Origin of the sequence: Pseudescherichia sp. AS216, assembly GCF_037152055.1 — a bacterium.
GTDB lineage: Bacteria > Pseudomonadota > Gammaproteobacteria > Enterobacterales > Enterobacteriaceae > Pseudescherichia.
In genome coordinates, this window is record NZ_JBBCMV010000004.1 from 182,941 (window position 1) to 198,011 (window position 15,071).

A 15,071-nucleotide genomic window follows, 5' to 3' on the forward strand; every position below is an offset into this window, starting at 1 on the left:
CACACTATATTTATTGTTCCTTAAAGTGCTCTTAGGCAAAAACCCCAGGCTAACGAACTGCACTATTTAATTGCTGTATCTCATTAAGAGCTGATAGGTAACGCCATTGGTCCATGCAAAACCATCCTGTAAAGGATATTCACCCCCTCCGCCGGGAAGGCTTTCTTTATTAGTTATGTCATATTTTTCAACCAGTTTATGGTGTTTTTGATAAAACTGGTCAACCGTGTGTATCCAGTTAGTCGCTATTTCCTGGGCCAGCTCTTTCTCGCCATAATTTTCAAAGCCAATCACTGCCATCCACTGTAGAGGAGCCCAGGCATTGGGTTTATCCCACTGCTCCCCGGTATCTAAAGCGGTGCTAAGAATGCCTCCAGGGGTGAGCAGCGTGTTTCTTACAGCCTGGGCTGAGGAGTGTGCTTTTTTATCCGAGCTCATTTTTACAAAAAAGGGCGTCAGAGACGCGGCCGAGAACGCGCCAAAACATTTATTCTCCCAGTCATAGTCGCGATATACCCCGGAAGCGCTATCCCACAGATGCTTATTGATAGCTTTTTTACGCCTGAGATAGATTGATCTAAACTCTTTGGACTGATTGGTTTTTCCCGTTCTCAATAAAATTTCAGAAATTTTTCTTTCAAGATTAAACAGAAATGCGTTTAAATCTATAGGTATAAAGGCGGTGGTTCTTATGCTACTGAGCAAGTTGGTTTCATCCAGCCAGCGTGATGAAAAATCCCAGCCTGAGGCTGCGGCCGAGCGCAGTTCGCGATAAACCTCCCTGTGTTCACGCCCGCTTAGGTTAGCCGTTTCAATATCTTCTGCCCATGATTCATCCCGTGGGCTATCCCTTTCATCCCAATAGCGATTAAGTATCGACCCATCGTCCAGGGCTACAACATGTCGCAAAGCCTGGCCGGGCTCTATTTTATTACTGCCTTCCATCCAAAAACTGTACTCTCTTAGCAACTGCTCAATATAATCATCCGCATTTGCGAGTCCCTTTTCCTCTATCAGCTCTAACATCAGCGAAAAGACAGGCGGGTGAGAGCGGCTAAGGAAATAGGTCCTGTTGCCGTTGGGGATATGACCGTACTGATCTATTAACCATGCAAAGTTATCGGTCATATCTTTCAATAGATCAGGGCGGCCACTGTCGACGAAGCCAAGCATGGCGAAGTATGAATCCCAGTAAAAAGTCTCACCAAAACGGCCCCCCGGCACGATATACGGGTAAGGGAGGTCCAGCAGCGAGGAGTACTCATTTTTTACCGAAACCTTGGTCAGTATGGGCCAGAGATCTTCAATATGTTTTTGTAAAGACTTCGGGCTATCGGAAACATAATTGCTTTCGTTCACATAGGGAGTGTAAAAGTGCTCATGAACGAACAGTGCCAGGTTGAAATCAGGAAGGGAAGACCTTGCCCGATATTGCTCTAAAATAAGCTCGGGTGCTATTTTAGCCGTGCAGTCAGCAAATGTTTTGCCATCAGGAAACACTCTGGCCAGTTGTACGGTATGGAATAACTCTTGGTAAAGATCCGCTGGGGTCAATACGGGGTTTTGATAGTCCAGGGCAGAGAAATGGTAATATAAATTCAACCAGTTCTCTCTGTGGTTGTCATTTAAAAACTTTTGGATGGTTTTACTGTATCTCTCTTTCGTATCCGTGTTTACAGTGATCATATGAGCCTTTTTTCAATAAATATCATGCGATAAGCATGATGGAATAAAAACCCTGACATCATTTTGTTTAAACTCTAGCACCTAAAATGCAAAATTGGAACGTTCTGATTGATGGCAGGGCGCGCTGACGATCGTTCTGGATACGTTGTAAAGAGCGGGAGTAGGGGGAGGCCGCAGGCATTGCAGCTAAGGTATGAGAGGCGCTCGCCACCCCCTATAAATAGGGGGTGGCTGCTTACGCCTGTTGCAGTCTGTTCAAGTCTCTGAGCATCCGCTTAAGACATTTGAGCTTGTTTTTATCGCGTATGACCCCTGAAAGCTTGCTGAGCTGAAAAAGCGTTTTGTCACCGAACCCATCAATAACCTTGAAACGATATTCCTGGCGCACGCTGTCCCAGGCGTAGACGATGTTTTTACAGTGCAGGGAGTTAATAATGACGCCGGTAGTGACAAACCATGCTAAAAACGCGTTCAGCTTTTGCAGCTTACCGGCATCAAGCTCTTTGTTCAGCGCAAGCTGATAAAGCGTTGGCGCGATATCGCTATGCTCATCGCACTCCTTCACAATGACTTGTCCTACGCCCCTGTTTGTTTCAACAAGGCCTTCAATCTTTTGGATATAAAGCGAGTCCGTTTGGTTATTCGGCTTGCACTCTTTGACATCCCGATAGACTTCACGCACTTTACTTTTGTATTTCACAATACCGGGAATAACCACTTTAATCAGCAGCTGACTATCGTGTGGATGCTGGAAGACGTAGCGATCGTTACCTTTTGCCAGTAAATCTTCATCGGTCAATACAAGCTTTTGCTTCATGATAGTTTTTGACTCTTACCCTAGGGGAAATGAAATGCCTAACGATCATGTGTTGACAATTTCTATACGTTTACAAAACTATAGATTCCCTAATATCAACAATTGATATACGAACTTCACTTTTGCTCAATAAGTAATCGCTTTAGCCAGGTTTGAACGAAGAGTGTAAACAGGAGAAGGACAATGATTTCAAAAGAGAACGCGGAGCATTATATCTGGGGTGAGAATTGCGACGGGTGGTATCTGTTAAACCGGCAGGATATGCTTATTATTCATGAAAAAATGCCTCCAGATACGCACGAAAAGCGGCACTTTCACTCGGTGTCCAGACAGTTTTTTTACGTTCTTGAGGGGAATCTGACCATGGAGCTGGAAGGGGTTAAACATGAAATCAAGGCCCGGCAGGGAGTTGAAATTCCGCCGGGAGCAAAACATCAGGCCAGGAACGACAGTGCATTACCGGTGGAGTTTATTGTCATCTCTCATCCGACAACGCGAGGCGATCGTTCCGATCTCCCTACAGCTTAAATTAACAAGGACTGATAATGGCAAAGCTCGAAGAATTAAAAAGCATTTATCCTGGTGCACTTGCATGGCACTTTGGCGACAGCCCGGAACTTGCTGATGAACTCGTTCAACTGGTTCTGAGTGGGGTTAAAACAGCAACATGCTGTTCGAGAGCGTCTTTTCAGCAAGAATATGAGCGAGGCGAAGCGCCCAGCGTTGGAAGCTACAATATCATTCTTGACGGTACCGGGCAGCCGATGTGTGTAATCCAAACTGTCAGGATGCAACTCATCCGCTTTTGCGACGTGCCGAGTGAACTCGCCAGCAAAGAAGGGGAAGGTGATTTAAGTTTGGCGTACTGGAGAGAGGGTCATAAACGTTATTTTGAACGCGAAGGCACCTATTCCGAAGAGATGGAACTTATCTTTGAAGAGTTTGATCTTATCGAGGTTTTGTAAACGTCCGCTTCTGGCACAAAGCGGACATTCAGCTATTGAATTTACTTACACCGCTTTTTTAACGCTGTGCTGACTCTTAACGGCACAGTTTAAGATCGCCATACGCTTATTCTGTCGGTGATTTTTTAACCGAGAAGAATATTATGGCACTTCCTGATCTGATCTTACCTCAGGCAACGGATAACGTGATTCAATCTGCAGATATTGCGCTAGTGGGCGGCGTAGCGGTATCTGTTCCTGGCTATATGGATGCGCAACTGGGCGATCTTATCTGTGCAGTCTGGGGAGATATACGTAGAGCGGCAAGCGTAATTACCGATGTTAATGAGGCTTTTCCTGTGGTGTTCCTCATTCCAGATGACCTGACAGCAATTGGTCAGCACACGGTATCGTACTACATGATTGATAATGCCTGGAACGTGGCATCAAGCGACATTGTTACGGTAACGATTGAGTAATAGTGACCAGGCCAGAAGGCTGGCCTGGCTTAACGGATCACTCTCCGCTCGGTAAATTTCCCCTTTACGACGCCATCATAAAAGCGGCCTTTCGACACTACGGTTAAAAACAGGGTGAATATGCGCAGCGGTACGCCGTGATACTGATAGCAGCTTCGGTCATGGAATAAAATCTCCAGCGTGCAGGAGGCTTCATCATAGCCTACGGAGGCGATGCGGGATGAGGCGACGGGGTGATGGCGCATGGCAGAACTCCTGGTCAGGCTGGCACAGGAGAGATTATTACACGTTTAGCCCGGCAATGCCGGGCTAAAACAGGGTGTTAATCCGCAGCGTTTTTCTCTGCTTTTCCTGCCAGCTGCGCCAGGAAGTCATAGCGTTTTTGCAGATCGGCAGTGGCGTCCTTCCATAGCTGCTCTACCACCTCCGGCTGCTGGGCATTGAGGCGACGGAAGCGCTGCTCTTTCAGCAGCGTATCAGCCAGCGCATCTGACGGCGGACGGGAGTCCAGCGCCAGCGGCAGCTTGCCTTCGTCGGCACGACGCGGATCGAAACGGTAGAGCGGCCAGAAGCCGGTCGCCGTTAGCTGGCGCATCTGATCGTGGCTAAGGGCCAGATCGTAGCCGTGCTCTTCGCAAGGGCTGTAGGCAATAATCAACGACGGCCCCGGATAGGCCTCCGCCTCCTGAATCGCCTTCACCGTCTGGTTAAGCTGCGCGCCAAGCGAAATCTGCGCCACGTAAACATGGCCGTACATCATCATGCTGACGCCCAGATCCTTACGCGCCTTGCGCTTGCCATGCTCGCCAAATTTGGTCACTGCCCCCAGCGGCGTTGCTTTTGAGGCCTGACCGCCAGTGTTGGAGTAACACTGGGTATCCAGCACCAGAATGTTGACGTTCTCCGTCAGGCTCAGGACGTGATCCAGGCCGCCAAAGCCAATGTCGTAGGCCCAGCCGTCGCCGCCAATCAGCCAGATGGATTTCTCCACCAGCGCGTCGGCATCCGTCAGCAGCTCTTCGGCTCCCGCCACGCCGCTCAGGTGCTGGCGCAGGGCGGCAACCTGCTCCCGACGGACTTCCGGCGTCGCCTCGGCGTGCAGCGCCGCGTTAAGCTCCGCCGGGATCGCCTCGGAGAAGCTCTCCAGCAGGCGCATCACCCGCTGACGGTGCTGATCAACGGTAAGGCGGAAGCCCAACCCGAACTCGGCGTTGTCTTCAAACAGCGAGTTAGCCCACGCTGGACCGCGCCCGTTGGCATCGGTGGTGTAGGGCGTAGAGGGCAGGTTGCCGCCGTAGATCGAGGAGCAGCCGGTGGCGTTGGCGATCAGCATCCGGTCACCGTAAAGCTGGGTCAGCAGCTTGATATATGGCGTTTCACCGCAGCCGGAGCAGGCCCCGGAGTACTCAAACAGTGGGGTAAGCAGCTGCGAAGTACGAATGTCGATACGCTCCAGCGTGCTGCGGTCCATCTCTGGCAGGTCAAGGAAGACGTCATAGTTAACTTTTTCCTCCTCCACGTGCTCAAGGCGCGACATCATATTGATGGCCTTGATCTCCGGGTTCTGGCGATCTTTGGCCGGGCACACTTCGACGCAGAGGTTACAGCCGGTGCAATCTTCCGGCGCGACCTGAAGAACATATTTCTGACCACGCATGTCGCGGGATTTGACGTCCAGCGACTGTAAAGAGGCAGGGGCATTTTCCAGCGCCTCTGGGGCGACCACTTTTGCGCGGATTGCCGAGTGCGGGCAGGCGGCCACGCAGTGGTTGCACTGGGTGCAGATCTCCGGCTTCCAGATAGGGATCGCTTCGGCAATATTGCGTTTTTCCCAGCGGGTGGTACCCAGCGGCCAGGTGCCGTCCGGCGGCAGGGCGGAGACCGGTAGCGCATCGCCCAGCCCGGCCAGCATTGCGGCGGTAACGGTTTTCACAAAGTCCGGCGCGGCGTCGCTGACCACCGGCGGGCGGTACGGGCTGGCAGCGTTAACCTGCTCCAGCGGAACCTCGAACAGCGATTCGCGGGCCAGCGCCAGCGCCTGCCAGTTGCGCTCAACCAGCTCCTGGCCTTTGCTGCTGTAGCTTTTGGCAATGGCCCCCTGCAGGGCGGCCAGCGCGCTGTCGCCAGGTAAAAGCTGCGTCAGATGGAAAAATGCCATCTGCATAACGGTGTTGATGCGCGCGGCCAGACCGCACTCGCGCGCAATCTTCGCCGCATTGATAATATAGAAGCGGGCCCGCTTCTGGTTCAGTACCGCCTGTACCTCCTGCGGCAGCCGCGCCCACACCTCGTCGGCGCTGTAGGGGGTATTGAGCAGGAATATCCCGCCAGGCTTCAGGCGCTCGGCCATCTGGTACTTATCGATAAACTGCAGCTGGTGGCAGCCAACAAAATCCGCCTGGGAGATCAGATAGGCAGAGCGAATCGGCTGCTCGCTGACGCGCAGATGGGACACCGTCAGGCCGCCTGCTTTTTTCGAGTCGTAGACGAAGTAGCCCTGGGCATACCACGGCGTGGCGTTGCCGATAATTTTGATGTTGTTTTTAGTGGCCGAGACGCTGCCGTCGCTGCCCAGGCCGTAGAAGAGCGCCTCCAGCTTCGCAGCTGAGGGCAGGGTGTTCTCCGGCAGCGGCAGAGAGAGGTTGGTCACGTCATCGTAGATGCCAACGGTAAAGCGCGGCATGGGCTTCTCTGCCTGCAGCGCGTTAAAGATAGCCAGCACGCACTCCGGGCCAAACTCTTTTGAAGAGAGGCCGTAGCGTCCGCCGATGACGCGCGGCAGGGTATCGCGCTCGCCCTGGTTAAAGGCTTCTGCCAGCGCGGTCATGATATCAAGATAGAGCGGCTCCGCCTGCGCGCCTGGCTCTTTAGTGCGATCCAGTACGGCAATGCGCTGAGCGCTCTGAGGCAGCACCGCCAGCAGATGCTGGGCCGAGAAGGGACGATAGAGGCGCACCTTCAGCACGCCGACCTTCTCATGGCGGGTTAGCAGCTCATCAACCACCTCTTCGCAGGTGCCGATCGCGGAACCCATAATCACAATGACCCGCTCCGCCTGCGGATGGCCGTAGTACTCAAACGGCTGATAGCGGCGGCCAGTGGCCTCGGCGAAGTCATCCATTGCCTGTTCAACGTGCGCATACACCGCGTTGTACCACGGGTTGGTCGCCTCGCGAGACTGGAAATAGGTATCCGGGTTCGCAGAAGTACCGCGGATCACCGGGTGGTCCGGGTTTAAGGCGCGAGCGCGATGGGCGGCGATCTCATCGACAGGCAGCAAGCTACGGATCGTCTCATCAGCCAGCGGGACGATTTTGTTGATCTCATGGGAGGTGCGAAAACCGTCAAAGAAATGAATAAAGGGCACCCGGCTTTTCAGGGTCGCAATGTGGGCGATCAGGGCAAAATCCTGCGCCTCCTGGACGCTGCCAGCGCAGAGCATGGCGCAGCCGGTCTGGCGCACGGCCATGACGTCGGAGTGATCGCCAAAGATTGAGAGCGCATGAGTGGCCACGGTGCGGGCCGCAACGTGCAACACAAACGGCGTCAGCTGACCCGCCAGCTTGTAGAGGGTGGGGATCATCAGCAGCAGACCCTGCGACGAGGTAAAGGAGGTCGAGAGCGCCCCCGTCTGTAACGCGCCGTGCACGGCGGCAATCGCCCCGGCTTCGGACTGCATCTCGACTACCCGAGGCGTATCGCCCCACACGTTTTTCAGCCCGTTGCCGGCCCAGGCATCTGCCTGCTCGGCCATCGTTGAGCTGGGGGTAATCGGGTATATGGCGATAACTTCGCTGGTTCGGAACGCCACCGAGGCGACCGCGCCATTACCATCAACTGTGATCATAGGTTTGCTCTCATTGCGTAAATGTTCACTTCTCACTCCAGTATAGACAGCCAGTCCGGAGCGGTTTTTGATCTAAAAGTGAAGATATCGCAAAATCTAGCCCGGCATTTTTCCGTACGTAGCACTGGGAAACTATTTTCATTTTCCCCTTGCACTGTGCGGTTAATCATGCGTTAATAGTCCAATAATGCAGCACTGAAATTATCTTGAAATCCGCGAAACTCTCCCACAGTTAGTATCTTCCGAAATTTCCCTGTAACTTCCCTGCAAATACCACAACGACCGCTATACTTCTTATTGGGAACAGCGGGTTAAGGCAGGCCTGAACGGCGGCCCTCGTTGAAAATAATTATTTAAAAAAGGATATTATTATTTCTAGTCACATTCATTTCCGATGCCCACACTGTCATGGGTCGCAATACAGAACTTCACATTTTGACGTGAGCGAAGCCAATCCCTTCGGCGCAAAGTGCATTTTTTGTAAGTCTTCCATGATTATGCTGAATAACGTTTCAGCCCCGCTCTCCGCTGCCCACGTAGCGCTGGATTTACGCACCTAGCGTAAACAAGGCCATCAGGCCTGTGGCATAGCGTAGAGTACAAAAAACGCTATGCCGGATAGAAAACCCGCATCCTCCTCTCGACGTCAGGCGCAACGCTGCCTATTATGCATAGGTTTTGCTAACTCAGAGGGGAGAAAAAATGCGTACAGCGTTATGGGTAGGGTGTGCTGTCTGGTTACTTTCGGCATGTAGCAGCGAGCCTGTACAGCAGGCCACGGCGGCGCACGTTGCGCCGGGTCTGAAGGCCGCCATGTCCAGTACGGGTGCAGCCAACTGCGCGATGATTGGCGGTTCGCTCTCAATTGCCCGCCAGCTAGATGGCTCTGCCACGGGCATGTGTGCACTGCCTAACGGTAAACGCTGTAGCGAACAATCTCTTGCCACAGGCACCTGCGGCAGCTACTGATCACTGTCCTGCGTCAGCCAGCTTATAGATCAGCGTCTTGTCCGCGGTGGTTAGCGTCAGCTGGCTGTCGGTAAGATCAACCTGCGCGCCGTCTTTAAGCACGGTGGCAATCACGCTATCCAGCTCGTTACGCTGCGGATCGGCACAGGCCATGCGGGTCATCACCAGCGCTTTCGCCGTCAGCTCGCCGCTGGAGAGTTTCCCCTGACCCGAGAAACGGTTACACATGCTGCCGGAGATCGCCAGCTTCTCACCGAAGCGTAGCTCGGGTGGATTCTCTCCAGGGGTTATGGCCTTGCCGTTAACGTTCTCCAGCACAAAGCGATGGCCGATTAGCTGCTCGCTGGTCACGGAGACCTTTCCATCCCGCACACAGCCGGCCAGCAGAACACACAGCCCAGTTAATACAATGACTCTTTTCATAACGACTCCCTGAAGATCCTCCGTGGTAAATTCTATTTTATCAGTACGGTAAGGGAAGTCTTGCGGGATAGTCTGAAACTCCCTCCGCTGAAGGGAGGGAGAGAGGCATGTTTTATTAACGCTTACACCAGCGCGTTAGGGCACGAATCGCCGTTTTCCAGCTGACGCAGGTTTTCCAGCGTGGTTTCCGAGATGCTGGTCAGTGCTTCGGCTGTCAAAAACGCCTGGTGGCCGGTAAACAGCACGTTATGACAGGCAGAGAGGCGACGGAAGACATCGTCCTGGATCACGTCGTTCGACTTATCTTCAAAGAAGAGATCGCGCTCGTTCTCATACACGTCCATGCCCAGCGCACCAATTTTCTGCGTCTTCAGCGCTTCAATGGCCGACTGGGAGTCAACCAGACCGCCACGGCTGGTGTTGATGATCATCACTCCATCCTTCATCTGTGCGAAAGAGTCGCGGTTGAGAAGATGGTAGTTTTCCGGTGTCAGCGGACAGTGCAGGGTGATAACGTCAGAATTGGCAAACAGCGTCGGTAGATCGACATACTCGACCCCTAACTCCAGCGCGGCCGCGCTCGGGTAGGGATCGGACGCCAGCAGGCGCATGCCAAAGCCTTTTAGAATACGCAGGGTGGCAATACCGATTTTACCCGTGCCGATCACCCCGGCGGTTTTACCGTGCATGGTAAAGCCGGTCAGCCCCTCCAGCGAGAAGTTAGCGTCGCGGGTACGCTGATAGGCGCGATGGATGCGACGGTTAAGGGTCATCATCATGCCAACGGTGTGCTCGGCCACCGCTTCAGGCGAGTAGGCCGGAACGCGAACCACGCGCAGCCCCAGCTCTTTTGCCGCATCGAGATCAACGTTATTAAAACCAGCGCAGCGCAGGGCGATAAATTTTACCCCGTGCTTCTTTAACTCTTCCAGTACCGGACGGCTACCGTCATCGTTAACAAAAATGCATACGCCGTCGCAGTCGTGGGCGGTTTTCGCCGTTTTTTCCGTTAACAGAAAGTCAAAGAATTCAAGATTGTATTGATAGCTCTCGTTAACCTGCTGCAGGTACTTTTTATCGTACTGCTTGGTGCTGTATACCGCGAGTTTCATAAGCTTTTCTCCAGTGATTTAGGAGTAATTATAGCCAGTTACGCGAGGTCTTAACATAAGAATTGATGCTGATTATGTTATAATATAACATTACTTATCTTAACATGGATTGAGGGTAACATTTTGGCTAACCATTTTGGTAAATTTGCAGTAGCTCTGGGAACGTTATTGCTGGCGGGGCAGGCGTTGGCGCACGGCCACCACTCGCACGGTAAACCGCTGACGGCAATGGAGCAAAAAGCCGCCGAGGGCGAGTTCAATGACAACGATGTCAAAGGGCGCAACCTGAGCGACTGGGACGGTATGTGGCAATCTATCTATCCCTATCTGCTCAGCGGCGATCTCGATCCGGTTTTCAAAAAGAAGGCTGAGAAAGAGAAGGGTAAAACCGCCGAGCAGATCAAAGAGTACTACCGCAAGGGATATCTTACGGACGTTGACACATTGGGCATCGAGAACGGCGTGATGGAATTTCATACCGGCGATAAGGTAAGCAGCTGTAAGTATGAGTCAGCGGGCTATAAGATCCTCACCTACGCCTCAGGTAAAAAAGGCGTGCGCTATCTTTTTGAGTGTAAGGATGCCACCAGCAACGCGCCGAAATTCGTCCAGTTCAGCGACCACACTATCGCCCCGCGCAAGTCAGCGCACTTCCATATCTTTATGGGTAACACCTCTCAGGAGGCGCTGCTGAAGGAGATGGATAACTGGCCGACCTATTATCCGTATCAGCTCAGCAAAGAGCAGGTGGTTGACGAGATGCTCCATCACTAAAAGTAAGAGGCGGCAGTAGTATGTAATCAACAGCTTAACGTGGCACAATGGCGTCAGTATGGATTACTTTCCGGGACGCTGACCTGCCCATGAGGGGTAAATACAAAGCTGCCATTGCGCTTCTCCTGCTGTTGATACTGCTGCCGCTGACGCTGCTGCTTACGCTCGCCCAGTGGCTGCCGGGGCTGGCGGGTATCTGGCTGCCGGCCGGCACCCGTATTATGCTGGAGGCCAGCCCGCGGCTAACCCGTCATGCGCTGTACATCCCTGACCTGCGTTATCTGGTGGGGGATTGCCCTCTCGCCTGGATCCAGAATGCAGAGATCACCCATCCCAGCCGCTGGCAGTTGAAGATTAACGCGGTAGACCTCAATCAAACCTGCTTGCAAAAACTTCCCCAAACCGCGCCGTCCACCGCCGCACCGCGTACTTTAGCCGAGTGGCAAGCCATGCTGCCCTATGCATGGGTAAAGGTAGATCGGGTGACAGTGTCACCTTTTCAGGCGTGGGAGGGGTCGCTATCGCTTTCATTAACGCCTCAGCTTCAGCAGGTACGCTATCACGGCGACCGGCTTACGCTTAATGCCACCCTGCGCGGGCAGGCGTTAACCGTCAACGAACTGGCACTCTCCCTGCTTGATAATCAGCCACCCATTGCGCTCTCGGGTGAGTTTACGCTGCCTCGCCTGCCTGCTGGTGCACCGGTGGACGGGCGCGCCACCGCGACGCTCAACCTGCCGCAGGTGCCGTCTGGTGTCGATGCTGAGCTGGAGTGGCGGGGCAACACCGGACAGCTGATCGTCATGGCCCGCGATAACACCGATCCGCTTCTCGATCTGCCGTGGCAGGTGACCCAACAGCAGCTAACAATCAGCGATGGCCGCTGGCAGTGGCCTTATCAGAACGGCATCCCGCTGAGCGGGCGCGTTGCCCTGAAAGTGAAGGAGTGGCAGCAGGGTCTGGAGAAAGCAGAGGTCAGCGGTCGTTTAAATGTGTTAACTCAGGGGCAGGCCGGCAAGGGCAACGCGGTGCTGAGCTTCGGGCCAGGGCGATTGAGCACCACAGAGAGCGCCATGCCGCTGCAGCTCACCGGCGAGGCGAAGCAGGGCGATCTCATTTTCTACGCGGTGCTGCCTGCCCAGCTAACCGGCTCGCTCGCCGAGCCGCAGCTGCGTTTCTCCCCCGGCGCGCTGCTGCGCTCCCGGGGACGCGTTATTGACTCCCTGAATATTGATGAAATTCGTTGGCCGCTGGCGGGCGTCACGCTGACCCGCCAGGGCGTGGGCGGGCGTCTGCAAGCTATTCTGCGAGCGCATGAGGCGCAGCTGGGGGATTTTGTCCTCCATCTCGATGGGCGAGCGCAGAATTTCCTGCCGGACAACGGGCTGTGGCAGTGGGCCTACTGGGGAGACGGCAACTTTACCCCGATGCAGGCGCGCTGGGACGTCAGGGGCCGCGGCGAGTGGCGCGACAGCGATATCATCCTGACGGATCTCTCTACCGGTTTTGACCAACTGGCCTATGGCAGCCTGCAGGTACGCCAGCCCAGAGTGGTGCTTGACGCGCCGATCCGCTGGTCACGGGATCCGCAGCATCCGCACTTTAGCGGCGCGCTGGCGCTGGACGCGCAGGAGACTGCTCTCAACGGCGGCGGGGCGTTGCCTCCCTCCACGCTTAAGTTTAGCGTCGAGGGGCGCGATCCGACTCGGTTCCAGTTTAAAGGTGACCTCCATGCGGCAGCGATTGGCCCGGTGCAGGTTAACGGACGCTGGGACGGCGAGCGCCTGCGCGGCCTGGCCTGGTGGCCACGCCAGCCGTTAAGCGTTTTTCAGCCCTTGCTGCCGCCTGACTGGAAAATGGATCTGCGCGAAGGCGAGCTGTATGCGCAGATTGCCTTCTCGGCGGCGGCGGGCCAGGGGTTTGAAGCCGGTGGCCACGGCGCGATCCGTCAGGGCAGCGTCTGGCTCCCCGATAATAAATTCAACGGCGTCGATTTTATTTTACCCTTCCGCTTTAGTGAGGCGGGGTGGCAGTTTGGCACGCGGGGGCCGGTATCGCTGCGCATTGCTGAGATCGTCAATCAGGTTACCGCCCGCAACTTCACCGCCGATCTGCAGGGCGCATACCCGTGGCGCGAGGATAATCCGCTACTGCTTAGCGACGTCAGCGTCGATCTGCTGGGGGGCAAAGTGACCATGCAGCAGCTGCGCATGCCCCAGCACGATGCAGCCCTGCTGCGCCTGCAACATATCTCCTCAAGCGAGCTGATTACCGCCCTGCATCCGAAGCAGATTGCGCTCTCGGGGCCGATCAACGGCGCGCTGCCCCTGTGGCTGGAGCATGATAAATGGCTTATTAAAGACGGCTGGCTTAACAGTCCCGCCGCGCTGACGCTGCGTCTTGATAACGACACCGCCGACGCGCTGGCGAAGAAGAATATCGCGGCGGGGGCGGCCATTAACTGGCTACGTTACATGGAGATCTCGCGCTCCTGGACCACGCTCAACCTCGACAACCAGGGCGCGCTGACGCTTCAGGCCACGCTGCACGGCACCAGCTACGTCGAGGGGAAACGCAACACCGTGAATCTCAACTACCATCATGAAGAAAACGTATTCACCCTGTGGCGCAGCCTGCGCTACGGCGACAACGTAGAGACATGGCTTGAACAGCATGCGGCACTGCCGGGCTGCTCACCCGAACGGGGATGTAAGGACAAAGAATGAGAACCCTAAACGCCGCTTTTGGCCTGCTGCTTTTGCTGACGCTGACCGGCTGCACGCCGCGTATCGAGGTGGCCGCCCCAAAAGAGCCGATCACCATCAATATGAACGTGAAGATCGAGCATGATATCAACATCAAGGCGGATAAAGAGGTTGAGGCTTTGCTTAAGGAACGGCAGTAAAAAGGGTGCATTGAGGTCAAACCCGGTATGGCTGTTGCGGGGATTGCTCCCCGCATGAAAGCTACTTCTTCGATTCGTAAGCGAGAACAGCTTTAAACTCCATACTACGCTGCTTAAAACTCAGTTCACAAAGTGAGCCGCGCACCATCAGCGTAAATCCCAGTGCCGTACCGCATAGCACTATGATTGCCACAAGGGCATATTTCGTCGGCATGTTATTGCCTCCATGCAAAGAAGGGGCTAACATCCAAACTGTCGGGTTTGGTCGTTAGCCTCAGGTTGATAGAAATATCGCCTGGGGCTTTCAACTTTCTGGACTCCCGACATGCCTGAAGCCGCAAAAAGCCTCAAGCACCCAACGGCATTCTAACGGCGGGTGGCGGGGTGGATATAACAGGGTAAAGGATTTGCGGTGCGGCTCGGAATAAACAGTGCGGGAAGGGTAAATACCCCCTCTGCCGTAGCAGAAGGGGAAAATGCTTAGGCGGTAACGATGCTGTCGATAGCAGCTTTCGCGTCGGCCTGGGCTTTGGTCGCCACTTCCGGGCCGTAGGCGATGCCTTCGGCGAACACGAAGTTCACGTCGGTGATACCGATGAAGCCGAGGAACAGCTTCAGGTACGGGGCGATCAGGTCAGACGGGGTATCTTTATGGATGCCGCCACGGCTGGAGAGCACAACCGCACGTTTGCCGGTCACCAGGCCTTCCGGACCGTTTTCGGTGTAGCGGAAGGTCACGCCTGCACGGGCAACCAGGTCAAAGTAGTTCTTCAGCTGGGTCGGGATGTTGAAGTTATACATCGGGGCCGCCAGCACAATCACGTCATGCGCTTTCAGCTCGGCAATCAGCTCATCGGAGAGGGCCAGCGCTTCCTGCTGACGCGGGGTCAGCGGCGCATCGCTTGGGCGCAGCGCGCCAACCAACTCACCGTCCAGTACCGGAATCGGGTTAGCCGCCAGGTCACGCACGGTGATCTCATCCGCGCTGTTCTTCTCGCGCCACTGATCAACCAGATAATCAGCCAGCTGACCAGACTGCGAGTACCCTGCCAGAATACTGGATTTAAGAACTAATACTTTGCTCATGGGTGTTTCCTTTGTTGTATTTGATGAGG

Annotated in this window: 16 protein-coding genes; 8 read left to right on the forward strand and 8 right to left on the reverse strand. The window is 54.6% G+C overall.

From position 1 onward, the window contains the following. Window positions 1-66: 66 nt before the first annotated feature. Both treF and WFN61_RS13775 read right to left on the reverse strand, forming a co-directional pair. Window positions 67-1,686, reverse strand: a complete 1,620-nt coding sequence (gene treF, locus WFN61_RS13770) for an alpha,alpha-trehalase TreF (RefSeq protein WP_312282364.1) — start codon at window positions 1,684-1,686, stop codon at window positions 67-69. Window positions 1,687-1,921: 235 nt separating this feature from the next. Next, the gene (locus WFN61_RS13775; RefSeq protein WP_337038792.1) at window positions 1,922-2,503 is read right to left on the reverse strand and encodes a YrbL family protein; all 582 of its coding nucleotides are present in this window, start codon (window positions 2,501-2,503) and stop codon (window positions 1,922-1,924) included. Window positions 2,504-2,686: 183 nt separating this feature from the next. On the opposite strand from WFN61_RS13775, the gene WFN61_RS13780 reads away from it, so the two are divergent. The 3 genes from WFN61_RS13780 to WFN61_RS13790 all read left to right on the forward strand — a co-directional run bounded on the left by WFN61_RS13780 (window position 2,687) and on the right by WFN61_RS13790 (window position 3,926). After that, window positions 2,687-3,031, forward strand: a complete 345-nt coding sequence (locus tag WFN61_RS13780; RefSeq protein WP_337038793.1) for a cupin domain-containing protein — start codon at window positions 2,687-2,689, stop codon at window positions 3,029-3,031. A gap of 17 nt (window positions 3,032-3,048) precedes the next feature. Then, entirely contained in the window at window positions 3,049-3,468 is a 420-nt protein-coding gene (locus WFN61_RS13785) for an ASCH domain-containing protein (RefSeq protein WP_312634111.1), read from the forward strand. Between the two features lie 143 nt (window positions 3,469-3,611). Beyond that, window positions 3,612-3,926: a hypothetical protein gene (locus WFN61_RS13790; protein WP_337038794.1), complete on the forward strand. Its 315-nt coding sequence runs from the start codon at window positions 3,612-3,614 to the stop codon at window positions 3,924-3,926. Window positions 3,927-3,955: 29 nt separating this feature from the next. Here WFN61_RS13790 and WFN61_RS13795 read toward each other — a convergent pair whose 3' ends face one another. Next, window positions 3,956-4,171, reverse strand: a complete 216-nt coding sequence (locus WFN61_RS13795; protein ID WP_222887826.1) for a KTSC domain-containing protein — start codon at window positions 4,169-4,171, stop codon at window positions 3,956-3,958. Window positions 4,172-4,248: 77 nt separating this feature from the next. Beyond that, window positions 4,249-7,773: a pyruvate:ferredoxin (flavodoxin) oxidoreductase gene (gene nifJ / locus WFN61_RS13800; RefSeq protein ID WP_337038795.1), complete on the reverse strand. Its 3,525-nt coding sequence runs from the start codon at window positions 7,771-7,773 to the stop codon at window positions 4,249-4,251. 371 nt (window positions 7,774-8,144) lie between these two features. On the opposite strand from nifJ, the gene ymcF reads away from it, so the two are divergent. Further along, window positions 8,145-8,333 carry a cold shock small protein YmcF gene (ymcF, locus tag WFN61_RS13805; protein ID WP_144816007.1) on the forward strand — a complete coding sequence of 63 codons (189 nt, stop codon included), beginning with the start codon at window positions 8,145-8,147 and terminating at the stop codon, window positions 8,331-8,333. 142 nt (window positions 8,334-8,475) lie between these two features. Continuing rightward, window positions 8,476-8,742 carry a putative hemolysin gene (locus tag WFN61_RS13810; RefSeq protein ID WP_042390811.1) on the forward strand — a complete coding sequence of 89 codons (267 nt, stop codon included), beginning with the start codon at window positions 8,476-8,478 and terminating at the stop codon, window positions 8,740-8,742. Here the strand turns inward: WFN61_RS13810 and hslJ are convergent, their stop codons facing one another. Together hslJ and WFN61_RS13820 are read right to left on the reverse strand one after the other, a co-directional pair. Further along, window positions 8,743-9,165, reverse strand: a complete 423-nt coding sequence (hslJ, locus tag WFN61_RS13815; RefSeq protein WP_337038796.1) for a heat shock protein HslJ — start codon at window positions 9,163-9,165, stop codon at window positions 8,743-8,745. A 122-nt stretch (window positions 9,166-9,287) separates the two neighbouring features. Further along, the gene (locus tag WFN61_RS13820; protein ID WP_144815378.1) at window positions 9,288-10,277 is read right to left on the reverse strand and encodes a 2-hydroxyacid dehydrogenase; all 990 of its coding nucleotides are present in this window, start codon (window positions 10,275-10,277) and stop codon (window positions 9,288-9,290) included. A 123-nt stretch (window positions 10,278-10,400) separates the two neighbouring features. Between WFN61_RS13820 and zinT the strand changes: the two genes are divergently transcribed. The 3 genes from zinT (at window position 10,401) to WFN61_RS13835 (ending at window position 13,956) form a co-directional block, all read left to right on the forward strand. Then, a complete protein-coding gene (gene zinT / locus WFN61_RS13825) occupies window positions 10,401-11,051 on the forward strand; it encodes a metal-binding protein ZinT (RefSeq protein WP_312926907.1) in 651 nt (216 codons plus the stop codon). A gap of 89 nt (window positions 11,052-11,140) precedes the next feature. Then, window positions 11,141-13,777: a YdbH family protein gene (locus WFN61_RS13830; protein WP_337038797.1), complete on the forward strand. Its 2,637-nt coding sequence runs from the start codon at window positions 11,141-11,143 to the stop codon at window positions 13,775-13,777. Next, the gene (locus tag WFN61_RS13835) at window positions 13,774-13,956 is read left to right on the forward strand and encodes a YnbE family lipoprotein (RefSeq protein WP_144815387.1); all 183 of its coding nucleotides are present in this window, start codon (window positions 13,774-13,776) and stop codon (window positions 13,954-13,956) included. The genes WFN61_RS13830 and WFN61_RS13835 overlap by 4 nt, the downstream gene beginning before the upstream one ends. Window positions 13,957-14,017: 61 nt before the next feature. Here the strand turns inward: WFN61_RS13835 and WFN61_RS13840 are convergent, their stop codons facing one another. Together WFN61_RS13840 and azoR are read right to left on the reverse strand one after the other, a co-directional pair. Then, the gene (locus WFN61_RS13840) at window positions 14,018-14,170 is read right to left on the reverse strand and encodes a Hok/Gef family protein (protein ID WP_072015212.1); all 153 of its coding nucleotides are present in this window, start codon (window positions 14,168-14,170) and stop codon (window positions 14,018-14,020) included. Between the two features lie 266 nt (window positions 14,171-14,436). Then, window positions 14,437-15,042, reverse strand: coding sequence for an FMN-dependent NADH-azoreductase (gene azoR / locus WFN61_RS13845; protein ID WP_144815390.1), 606 nt, complete (start codon window positions 15,040-15,042; stop codon window positions 14,437-14,439). Window positions 15,043-15,071 lie beyond the last annotated feature (29 nt).

Excerpts from the sequence above, each read along its gene's own strand:
- WFN61_RS13785 (WP_312634111.1), top strand. The coding sequence starts at position 3,049 with ATGGCAAAGCTCGAAGAATTAAAAAGCATTTATCCTGGTGCACTTGCA.
- hslJ (WP_337038796.1), bottom strand. The coding sequence starts at position 9,165 with ATGAAAAGAGTCATTGTATTAACTGGGCTGTGTGTTCTGCTGGCCGGC.
- WFN61_RS13830 (WP_337038797.1), top strand. The coding sequence starts at position 11,141 with ATGAGGGGTAAATACAAAGCTGCCATTGCGCTTCTCCTGCTGTTGATA.
- WFN61_RS13820 (WP_144815378.1), bottom strand. The coding sequence starts at position 10,277 with ATGAAACTCGCGGTATACAGCACCAAGCAGTACGATAAAAAGTACCTG.
- WFN61_RS13840 (WP_072015212.1), bottom strand. The coding sequence starts at position 14,170 with ATGCCGACGAAATATGCCCTTGTGGCAATCATAGTGCTATGCGGTACG.
- nifJ (WP_337038795.1), bottom strand. The coding sequence starts at position 7,773 with ATGATCACAGTTGATGGTAATGGCGCGGTCGCCTCGGTGGCGTTCCGA.
- azoR (WP_144815390.1), bottom strand. The coding sequence starts at position 15,042 with ATGAGCAAAGTATTAGTTCTTAAATCCAGTATTCTGGCAGGGTACTCG.
- WFN61_RS13790 (WP_337038794.1), top strand. The coding sequence starts at position 3,612 with ATGGCACTTCCTGATCTGATCTTACCTCAGGCAACGGATAACGTGATT.
- WFN61_RS13795 (WP_222887826.1), bottom strand. The coding sequence starts at position 4,171 with ATGCGCCATCACCCCGTCGCCTCATCCCGCATCGCCTCCGTAGGCTAT.
- WFN61_RS13835 (WP_144815387.1), top strand. The coding sequence starts at position 13,774 with ATGAGAACCCTAAACGCCGCTTTTGGCCTGCTGCTTTTGCTGACGCTG.
- WFN61_RS13780 (WP_337038793.1), top strand. The coding sequence starts at position 2,687 with ATGATTTCAAAAGAGAACGCGGAGCATTATATCTGGGGTGAGAATTGC.
- treF (WP_312282364.1), bottom strand. The coding sequence starts at position 1,686 with ATGATCACTGTAAACACGGATACGAAAGAGAGATACAGTAAAACCATC.
- WFN61_RS13775 (WP_337038792.1), bottom strand. The coding sequence starts at position 2,503 with ATGAAGCAAAAGCTTGTATTGACCGATGAAGATTTACTGGCAAAAGGT.
- WFN61_RS13810 (WP_042390811.1), top strand. The coding sequence starts at position 8,476 with ATGCGTACAGCGTTATGGGTAGGGTGTGCTGTCTGGTTACTTTCGGCA.